The following is a 6,672-nucleotide window of genomic DNA, read 5'->3' as shown; positions in this document are numbered from 1 at the left end:
CGAATGATCGAAGTCTGCTCGATGGCCGGGAGCCATCGACTGAACAGAGTCGTGTTCTTCACGATGGTTACCTTCCACTCGGGGATGAACACCCCACAGGGGGACGTGGGATGTCAATGGAACTCGTCGGCCCACACCAGGATCACGTCCCGGGGACCGGACACTGCCCGACCAGTACTGGGGGGTACTCCGCCGAACACAATATGTAACGACCGAGGGCCCTGGATCATTCCCGGCCCGCCACCGACCGGCCCAGGTCACGGGCCGTGGTACTCGGTCGTACACCCAATGTAACGACCGACCCCCCGCCAACATTCCACTGGCCGACCCCGGATCGGGTTGATCATGCATTACATCCGGACTTCGCACGCAGAGCGCCCCAGACTCCCCCAGAGCCCTCAGTCCTGGACGAGATCGGTGAGGACCTCCACCGCGACCAGAGCCCTGGCAGGTGGCCACCAGCGCCGGCGCTTCCACATGCGATCACATCGACACCCGCTTATCCTGGGCCGATGTTTATCCGTATTGTCACCTCAGCACTACTCACCGCATCCGTCGCCGTGTTCGGCGGCGGGGCGACGGCGAGCGCCGCCGAGATCCGGCAGTTCCGTGGTGAGGGCTACAGCAGCATGGGACTGGCCTACGACTGGGCGTACGGCCAGGCCCTGGGCAGGGCCCGGGACGCCGGCTTCACCGACTGCGAGGTGATCGACAGTTACACCTGGCCCGGCGGGTACGAGGCGTGGGTACTGCTGGAGTGCACCCGCTGACCGGCCGCACCGGAAGGGGTCGCCGGCCGACCACATCGGAACGTCAGCGGATTTCCGGCACCTCCGCCGGATGCAGGGCCGCGACGATCGCCTCGGCGGTACGTCGACCGACACCGGGCACCTCGGCGATCTCCTCCACCGTGGCCGCAGTGAGCCGCTTGACCGAGCCGAAGTGCCGCAGCAGCGCCTTGCGGCGTATCTCGCCCAGCCCGGGGACCTGGTCCAGTCCCGACGTCGTCATCCGCTTGGAGCGGCGCTGCCGGTGGAAGGTGATGGCGAACCGGTGTGCCTCGTCCCGGAGCCGTTGCAGCAGGTAGAGCCCCTCCGAGGTGCGGGGCAGGATGACCGGGAACTCGTCGCCGGGCAGCCACACCTCCTCCAGCCGCTTGGCCAGCCCGCAGAGCGCGATGTCGTCGATGCCCAACTCGGCCAGCACCTCCGCTGCCGCCGCGACCTGCGGTTGCCCGCCGTCCACCACCACCAGTTGGGGCGGATAGGCGAACTTGCGGGGTCGACCGGTGGTCGGGTCGATGCCGGGGCGGTCCGGGTCCGAGGCCATCTCCTCGCCCAGCTCACCCGTCTCGCCACGGGTCTGGAGGTAACGGGAGAAGCGCCGACGCAGCACCTCGGAGAGCGCCGACAGGTCGTCGGTGGCCCCGCGTACCGCGAACCGCCGGTATTCGCTCTTCCGGGCCAGCCCGTCCTCGAAGACGACCATGCTGGCCACCACGTCGGTGCCCTGGATCTGGGAGACGTCGTAGCACTCGATCCGCAGCGGAGCGGTCCGCAGGCCGAGCGCCTCGGTGATCTCGTCGAGCGCCTCGCTGCGCGTGGTCAGGTCGCCGGCCCGGCGCAACTTGTGCCGGGTCAGCGACTCGCCGGCATTCCGGGCCACCGTCTCCAGCAACGCCTTCTTGTCCCCGCGCTGCGGCACCCGCAGGGTCACCCGGCTGCCCCGACGCGCCGACAGCCACTCGGCCAGCGCGTCCGCGTCCGCCGGCAGCGCCGGCACCAGCATCTCCCGGGGTACGTCGCCCTCCCCCTCGGCTCCGCCGTAGACCTGGGAGCAGAAGTGGTGCACCAGATCTCCGGTGGTCAGGTCCTCGACCTTCTCCACCACCCAGCCCCGCTGGCCGCGTACCCGCCCGTCGCGGACGTGGAAGACCTGGACCGCGGCCTCCAGCGGGTCCTCGGCGAACGCGACCACGTCCGCGTCGGTGCCGTCGCCGAAGACCACGGTCTGCTTCTCCATCGCCCGGCGCAGCGCCCCGACGTCGTCACGCAGCCGGGCGGCCTTCTCGAACTCCAACTGCTCGCTGGCCTCGCCCATCTCGCGTTCCAGCCGGCGGACCAACTGGTCGGTGCGGCCACCCATGAAGTCGCAGAACTCGTCGACGATCTGTCGGTGCTCCTGCGCCGAGGCCCGGCCGACGCACGGGGCCGAACACTTGCCGATGTCGCCGAGCAGGCACGGGCGGCCGATCTGCCCCTGCCGCTTGAACACCCCGGAGGAGCAGGTCCGGGCCGGAAAGACCCGGAGCAGAAGGTCCAGCGTCTCGCGGATCGCCCAGGCGTGCGAGTACGGCCCGAAGTAGCGCACCCCCTTGCGCTTGGCGCCCCGCATCACCTGTAGCCGGGGGTACTCCTCGTCGAGGGTGACCGCGAGGTAGGGGTAGGACTTGTCGTCGCGGTAGCGGACGTTGAACCGGGGGTCGTACTGCTTGATCCACAGGTACTCGAGCTGTAGCGCCTCGACCTCGGTGCCGACCGTGACCCAGTCCACGCTCGCCGCGGTGGTGACCATCTGCTGGGTGCGCTGGTGCAGGTTCCAGACGTCGCCGAAGTAGGAGTTGAGCCGACTGCGCAGGCTCTTCGCCTTGCCGACGTAGATCACCCGGCCGGTCGGGTCACGGAACCGGTACACCCCGGGTACGTCGGGAATCGTGCCCGGTGCCGGGCGGTAGGTAGCGGGGTCGGGCACGTCGACAAGCGTAGTCCGTACCCCTGTCAAGATCGGTCGCCACCGCCTGGCGCGGCGGCAGACGGCCGCCGGCGCCAGACGGTTCCCGGCTCAGGCCAGGACGATGTTGTCGCCGTCGACCTTGACCTTCTTCTCTTCCAGCTTCTTGCTCGCCGGACCGGTCTTGACCGAGCCGTCCGCGACCGCGAACTTGCTGCCGTGGCAACTGCAGTTGATCGTGCCCCCGTCGACGCTGGTCACCGGGCACTTCTGGTGGGTGCAGATCGAGCTGAAGGCCTTGAACTCGCCCTCGGTGGGTTGGGTCACGACGATCTGCTGGTCCTGGATGATCTTGCCGCCGCCGACCGGGATCTCACTCTTCTTGGCCAGCGCGTTGCCTCCACCGTTCGCGGCCGGCGCGCTCGCCGAGCCGCCGGTCGCCGGGGCACCGCCCGCCGAGGGGGTGCCGGCCGCGCCTCCGTCGAGAGCGTCGTCGTCGCCCGTGCCGCAGGCGGCGAGCACCACGGAGGCGCCCACCGCGCCCGCGCCAGCCAGCAGCGTGCGTCGGGTCTGCGTGCCCGGACCGGTTACGGCCTGATCGTCACTCATACCTAGCCTTTCTTTCGGCGCCGCATCCCTGGTCGTTCGCGGCCACGACCGAAGACACGGAGATATCCACCAACCGGTTCAATTGGAGCACCCTCAGGACGATCCGGTACGCCGGACCCGGGCCGCACTCTTCGGCTGCGTCGCCTTGGTGGCCACGGTCTTTCCGCTCTTCGCAGCACCCGTCGCCTTCGCAGCACCCGTCGCCTTCGCAGCACCCGTCGCCTTCGCAGCACCCGTCGCCTTCGCAGCGCCCGTCGCCTTCGCAGCACCCGTCGCCTTCGCAGCGCCGGTCGCCTTCGCGGCCCCGCCACCTGCCCTCGCGACCCCGCCGTTGGCCTTGGTCGCCCGCCCGATGGCCTCGGTGCCGCCCTGGGCCGGGCCGGGAAGTCCCAGCACCGGGCGCAGGAACTGCCCCGTGTGGCTGTCCGGTACGTCGGCCAGTTCCTCGGGAGTGCCGGCGGCCAGGACGCTGCCGCCCCGGTGTCCGCCCTCGGGGCCCATGTCGATCAGCCAGTCGGCGGTCTTGATCACGTCGAGGTTGTGCTCGATGACGACCACCGTGTTGCCCTTGTCCACCAGGCTGTCCAACACCCCTAGCAGCTTGCGGATGTCCTCGAAGTGCAGGCCGGTGGTCGGCTCATCGAGCACGTACACCGTGCGTCCGGTGGACCGCTTCTGCAACTCGGAGGCGAGCTTGACCCGCTGTGCCTCACCGCCGGAGAGCGTGGGCGCCGGCTGGCCGAGCCGGACGTAGCCCAGGCCGACGTCGACCAGCGTCTTCAGGTGCCGGTGGATGGCCGGGATCGCCGAGAAGAACTCCGACGCCTCCTCGATCGGCATCTCGAGGATGTCGGAGACCGTCCGGCCCTTGTAGTGCACCTCGAGCGTCTCCCGGTTGTAGCGGGCACCCTTGCAGACCTCGCACGGCACGTAGACGTCCGGCAGGAAGTTCATCTCGATCTTGATCGTGCCGTCGCCGCTGCACGCCTCGCACCGGCCGCCCTTGACGTTGAACGAGAACCGGCCCGGCCCGTAGCCGCGTACCTTCGCCTCGGTCGTCTCGGCGAAGAGTTTGCGCACGTGGTCCCAGACCCCGGTGTAGGTGGCCGGGTTGGATCGCGGGGTACGTCCGATCGGCGACTGGTCGACCCCGACCACCTTGTCGACGTGCTCGATGCCGCTGATCCGGGTGTGCCGGCCGGGCACCAGCCGGGCACCGTTGATCTGGTTGGCCAGCACCGCGTAGAGGATGTCGTTGACCAGCGTCGACTTGCCCGAACCGCTGACCCCGGTGACCGCGATGAACTGGCCGAGCGGGAACGACACGGTGAGGTTGCGTAGGTTGTGCTCCCGCGCCCCCTGCACCACCAGCTCCCGACCCGGCGTCTGCGGCCGGCGTCCCTGCGGCGTGGGGATCGAGCGGCGACCCGAAAGGTACGCCCCGGTCACCGACTCCGGGTTGGTCAGCAGGTCGGGTACCGAGCCGCTGTGCACGATCGCCCCGCCGTGCTCGCCCGCCCCCGGCCCGATGTCGACGATCCAGTCCGCGGTCCGGATGGTGTCCTCGTCGTGCTCCACCACGATCAGCGTGTTGCCCAGCCCCTTGAGCCGGACCAGCGTCTCGATCAGCCGGTGGTTGTCCCGCTGGTGCAGCCCGATCGACGGCTCGTCCAGCACGTACAGCACCCCGACCAGGCCGGAACCGATCTGGGTGGCGAGCCGGATCCGCTGCGCCTCGCCACCGGAGAGCGTGCCCGCGGGCCGGTCCAGCGACAGGTAGTCCAGGCCGACGTCGACCAGGAACCGCAACCGGGCGTTGATCTCCTTGAGCACCCGCTCCGCGATCATCTTCTGCCGGTCGGTCAGGGTCATCGCGCCGAGCAGTTCGGCGCACTCACCGACCGACAGCGCGCAGACCTCGGCGATGTTCCGCCCGCCCAGGGTGACCGCCAGCACCTCCGGCTTGAGCCTGCTGCCCCGGCAGACCGGGCAGGGGACGTCCCGCATGTAACCCTCGTACTTGTCCCGGGACCAGTCCGACTCGGTGTCGGTGTGCCGGCGCTCGATCCACTGCACCACGCCCTCGAAGCCGGTGTAGTAGGAGCGCTCGCGACCGTACTTGTTGCGGTAACGCACGTGGACCTGGTCGCCGGAGCCGTGCAGGATGGTCTTCTGCGCCCGGGACGGCAGCGCCCGCCACGGGGTGTCGACGTCGAAGTGCTCGGCCTCGCCCAGCGCCTCCAACAGTCGCATGAAGTACTCCTGCGTCTGCCCACCGGACCACGGCTGGATCGCGCCCTCCCGGATGGTGCGCTCCGGATCCGGCACGAGCAGGTCGGCGTCGACCTCCTTCTTGGTGCCCAGCCCCGTGCACTCCGGGCAGGCACCGTACGGGGCGTTGAAGGAGAAGACCCGGGGTTCGAGGTCCTCGATCGCCAGCGGGTGGTCGTTGGGGCAGGCGAGATGTTCGGAGTAGCGCCGTTCCCGCTGCGGGTCGTCCTCCGGCAGGTCGACGAAGTCGAGCAGGACCAGCCCGCCGGAGAGCCCGAGCGTGGCCTCGACCGAGTCGGTGAGCCGCTGCTTGGCGCTCGCCTTGACGGTGAGCCGGTCGACCACCACCTCGATGGTGTGCTTCTCCTGCTTCTTCAGCTTCGGCGGCTCGGTCAGCGGGTACACCACGCCGTCGACCCGGGCCCGCGCGTAGCCCTTGGACTGCAGTTCGGCGAAGAGGTCGACGTACTCCCCCTTGCGGCCGCGGATCACCGGGGCGAGCACCATGAACCGGGTGCCGTCCTCCATCGCCAGCACCCGGTCGACGATCTGCTGTGGGCTCTGCTTGGAGATCCGCTCACCGCAGATCGGGCAGTGCGGCTCGCCCACCCGGGCGAAGAGCAGCCGGAGGTAGTCGTAGACCTCGGTGATCGTGCCGACCGTGGACCGCGGGTTGCGGGAGGTCGACTTCTGGTCGATCGACACCGCCGGACTGAGTCCCTCGATGAAGTCGACGTCCGGCTTGTCCATCTGGCCGAGGAACTGCCGGGCGTACGACGACAACGACTCGACGTACCGGCGCTGGCCCTCGGCGAAGATCGTGTCGAAGGCCAGGCTGGATTTACCGGATCCGGAGAGCCCGGTGAAGACGATCATTGCGTCGCGTGGCAGGTCAAGGTTGACGTCGCGCAGGTTGTGCTCACGCGCGCCACGGATGATCAGTCGGTCGGCCACTGTCCGCGCACTCCCGGGGAGAAAAGATATGTTCTGTCCGATTTAACGGCGCAAAAAAGCGCCTCGGCAACTCTAGCCCCGGCGTACGACAGTTTCCCGCCCCCCGAC

At 69.2% G+C, this 6,672-nt stretch carries 3 protein-coding genes and 1 pseudogene; 1 reads left to right on the top strand and 3 read right to left on the bottom strand.

The window, feature by feature from the left end:
* Positions 1-512: 512 nt before the first annotated feature.
* Positions 513-770 (top strand): hypothetical protein, encoded by a 258-nt coding sequence (locus tag I0C86_RS37795; protein ID WP_196206115.1) that lies wholly within the window; start codon positions 513-515, stop codon positions 768-770.
* 43 nt (positions 771-813) lie between these two features.
* Here I0C86_RS37795 and uvrC read toward each other — a convergent pair whose 3' ends face one another.
* From uvrC to uvrA, 3 genes and pseudogenes are all read right to left on the bottom strand, one after another.
* On the bottom strand, positions 814-2,751 hold the full coding sequence (gene uvrC / locus I0C86_RS37790) for an excinuclease ABC subunit UvrC (protein WP_196206114.1): 1,938 nt from the start codon (positions 2,749-2,751) through the stop codon (positions 814-816).
* A 90-nt stretch (positions 2,752-2,841) separates the two neighbouring features.
* The gene (locus I0C86_RS37785) at positions 2,842-3,339 is read right to left on the bottom strand and encodes a Rieske (2Fe-2S) protein (protein ID WP_196206113.1); all 498 of its coding nucleotides are present in this window, start codon (positions 3,337-3,339) and stop codon (positions 2,842-2,844) included.
* 258 nt (positions 3,340-3,597) lie between these two features.
* Positions 3,598-6,564 (bottom strand): annotated as a pseudogene (uvrA, locus tag I0C86_RS37780) (excinuclease ABC subunit UvrA); the annotation flags it as partial.
* Positions 6,565-6,672: the final 108 nt, after the last annotated feature.

Source organism: Plantactinospora alkalitolerans, from assembly GCF_015690345.1.
Lineage (GTDB): Bacteria > Actinomycetota > Actinomycetes > Mycobacteriales > Micromonosporaceae > Plantactinospora > Plantactinospora alkalitolerans.
Note: the sequence above shows the minus strand (reverse complement) of the source record. Positions and strands in the feature narration are given on the sequence as shown.

What these genes read in the sequence shown, in the direction of transcription:
- I0C86_RS37795 (WP_196206115.1), top strand. Translation starts at nt 513, where the DNA reads ATGTTTATCCGTATTGTCACCTCAGCACTACTCACCGCATCCGTCGCC.
- I0C86_RS37785 (WP_196206113.1), bottom strand. Translation starts at nt 3,339, where the DNA reads ATGAGTGACGATCAGGCCGTAACCGGTCCGGGCACGCAGACCCGACGC.